Source organism: Xenorhabdus sp. SGI240, from assembly GCF_040081915.1.
Lineage (GTDB): Bacteria > Pseudomonadota > Gammaproteobacteria > Enterobacterales > Enterobacteriaceae > Xenorhabdus > Xenorhabdus bakwenae.
On the sequence record NZ_JBEBMB010000168.1, the window covers coordinates 1 to 3,237 of the forward strand.

Annotated in this window: 2 protein-coding genes; both read right to left on the reverse strand. The window is 44.0% G+C overall.

What is annotated here, in order from left to right; all coding sequences use genetic code 11:
* Positions 1-12: 12 nt before the first annotated feature.
* Positions 13-966 carry a class A beta-lactamase gene (gene bla, locus ABLA76_RS18035; protein ID WP_348988959.1) on the reverse strand — a complete coding sequence of 318 codons (954 nt, stop codon included), beginning with the start codon at positions 964-966 and terminating at the stop codon, positions 13-15.
* 95 nt (positions 967-1,061) lie between these two features.
* Positions 1,062-2,999, reverse strand: coding sequence for an exoribonuclease II (locus tag ABLA76_RS18040; protein ID WP_285810690.1), 1,938 nt, complete (start codon positions 2,997-2,999; stop codon positions 1,062-1,064).
* Positions 3,000-3,237: the final 238 nt, after the last annotated feature.

Sequence of the window (3,237 nt, forward strand, 5' to 3'; positions counted from 1 at the left end):
GCAGAATTCGGGTTAATTAATCGAATTAACCCGTGTCACAATACGTGTAGCCGCTGCCAATACGTCAGGACGGGCACTGGCTTCTTTGTTATTTGGCTGAGTAAAATAAGTAACCAAAACCAATGGTGCGCGGCCAGGTACTGGCCAAATTACCGCGATATCATTTGTTGTACCATAATCGCAACGACCGGTTTTATCTCCTACAATCCAATTTTGGGGTAATCCTGCACGAATGCTGGTGCCGCCAGTTGTATTGCCTTTTATCCACTCGGTTAATTGTTCACGTTGAGTTGTCGCTAAGGCATTGCCCAACACCAAATTATATAAACTTTTTGCCATAGCTTGTGGTGTAGAAGTGTCTCGGTCATCACCTGGAATAGCAGTATTTAATTCGGGTTCACGGCGATCGAGGCGAAAATAATGATCACCGATAGTGCGGGCAAACCGTGTCACTTCATGTGAGCCATTCAGTTGGTTAAGAAGTAAATTCATAGCCGTATTATCGCTATATTGTAGTGTTGCTGCGCTCAACTCTCCTAAGGTCATCCCCTCTTTGAGATGTTTTTCCGTCATTGGGCTATATTCGACAAGATCTGATTGTTGATAGTGAACACGTTGATTTAACAGGTGGGCATTTGTTTCGTTTTTTTGCAAAATAGCGGATACCGCCATCAACTTACTAGTGCTGCATAGAGGAAAACGCTCGTTTTCACGGTAAGAGATGATGGAATGATCAGATGTATCTATCAATACTACACCAAGTCGGCCATTGGCATTTTTCTCCAATATGGAAAGTTGGTGGATGATTTCATTTATCTTGTGTGGGTTTATTGCAGATGATGTTTTATTTGGGTAAGAAATTCGAGTGTTATAAGCGGTTGCACTGGCTGGAAAAGTGAATAGTACACCAAGTAAGGAAGCGAGGGCGGTAGTGAAACCTATCCGACGCACTGAGGAAAATAGCATGTGGAAGTCCTCATAGGGATTATCTTATTGTTATTGCAAAACTGCCGCCATTTATGGCGGCAGAGATGTTTACAGAAATTATTTATAAGATAGTCCTATACAGGACGTGCCACAATATTGCGGGTTTCCATTCTGACCTCTTCAATACGGACATCGATGATGTCATTCAGGCGATGAACCGTTTCACCCTTAATCAATACGGAACCTGTTTCTTGACTGCATTGAAGTTCATCACGAACAGCATGCAAAAATGGTCCGGGGACGAAAGCGATAGCTCCGTTATCTACCAGTCGAACTCGTAGACCACCACGGGTGATATCGATAATTTCTGCCGGGAATGTTTTATCTGTGCCAGCATGAGGCTGCAAGAAACGGGCATAGAGCCAATCACCAACATCACGCTCAGCCATGCGGTTAGCTCGGCGCCGCTCTGTTAATCGCAGGCAAAAATCTTCAGTGGGTTTTTCTATTTCCACTTGCTGGATAATTGCTTTCAACAGACGGTGGTTGATAATATCGCTGTATTTACGGATAGGGGATGTCCAGGTCGCGTAAGCATCAAATCCTAAACCAAAGTGTGGGCCTGGTTCTGTTTTGATTTCAGCAAATGTTTGGAAACGGCGGATGCGACTGTCCAGGAATTGGGTCGGTTGTTTATCCAGTTCACGGCGCAATTCACAAAACCCGTTCAGATTCAGTAATGCTTCGGCATTAGCTTCAATGCCGTTTTCCTTGAGAACTTCAACGACCTGCTCAATCTGGGTAGGTTCAAAGCCAGTGTGGACGTTATAAAAACCAAAGCCTAACTTATCACGCAGAATTTTAGCTGCACATAAGTTTGCTGCAATCATGGCTTCTTCGACAATACGGTTAGCTGTACGGCGCTGTTCAATAACGATATCAACAACATGGCCATTTTCATCAAGGATAAATCGATAATCAGGGCGTTCCTTGAAAACCAAGGCATTTTGCAGACGCCAGTTGTTTCGACGTTCGAACATCTCTTTAAGAAGGGTGATTTGGCTAATTACGGCGTTTGATCCTGGTTTCCAACCTTCCCGGTCTTCTAACCAGTCTGAAACTTCGTCATAAACCAGTTTAAATTTAGATTCAACCCAAGCAGAGAAGAATTGAATATCATCGCCCAGTTGACCATCTTCGAAAATTGAAACCTGACAAACCAGGGCAGGGCGGCGCACGTTAGGGCGCAGGGAACATAAGTCATCAGATAGCTCACGAGGGAGCATTGGAATATTGAAGCCTGGCAGGTAATTGGTGAAACTACGCTGATAGGCAATTTTGTCCAGTTCGCTACCCGCTTTGATATAAGCAGTGGGATCAGCAATTGCAATAGAAAGTTTCAGGCTGCCATCATCATTTTTGGTGATGTGCAGGGCATCATCCATATCTTCGGTTGTTGCACTGTCAATAGTGACAAAATCAAGAGCGGTCAGATCGATACGTTCGATAGAACTATCATCCAACTGGCAATCCAGCATCGCTGGCGCTTCGCGTTCCAGTTCGTGGCGAGTTAATGTTACCCACCACGGTGCGTAATGGTCATCACCTTGCGTAATATAACCCGTTATTTCGGCATGGAAACCACGATCGCCTTTCAGGGGATGTCGGCGCATTTCAGCTACGGCCCAATCGCCATTTTCAAAGGTATGGTCAACGTGGTTTGCTGGGCGGCAAGGGATAGTGTCTTTTAATAATGGGTGATCAGGAATAATCCATAGTCGGTTATCATTTTCTTTCTTCTGGACCTTTCCTACAAAACGGGTCAGGAAGGGTTCAATCAGAGACTCAGGTTCGGCAATTTCTTTCTCTTTGTCTGTGTGGATAGCCGCAGAAATCCGATCACCGTGCATGACTTTTTTCATGTAAGGAGGTGGAATGAAATAACTTTTTTGGCCGTCGACTTCTAAAAATCCAAAACCTTTCTCAGTTCCTTTGACTAAACCTTCTACACGCAGGGTCTGGGCGTGAAGTTGCTGTTTTAGCTGCGCAAGCAGCGGATTATTTTGAAACATAATATCTGGAGAATATAGAGTTATTATCGATAATTTTGGACAACAGTTTTACGCGAATCGAGAGTATGGAGCAAGTAACATCTTATCAAAAAAGGAAAAACTGTGGAGTAAGACCAAAAATCGGCCTTTTTTCTGAGGCGGAGAAGGCTTGTTTCTACTCATTTATTAATACGGCATTGTTAGTTTTTAACGCGATGCTCGACTTTCGAGGTTAGTTTTTAACGCGATGCTCGACTTT

What these genes read in the sequence shown, in the direction of transcription:
- bla (WP_348988959.1), bottom strand. Translation starts at nt 966, where the DNA reads ATGCTATTTTCCTCAGTGCGTCGGATAGGTTTCACTACCGCCCTCGCT.
- ABLA76_RS18040 (WP_285810690.1), bottom strand. Translation starts at nt 2,999, where the DNA reads ATGTTTCAAAATAATCCGCTGCTTGCGCAGCTAAAACAGCAACTTCAC.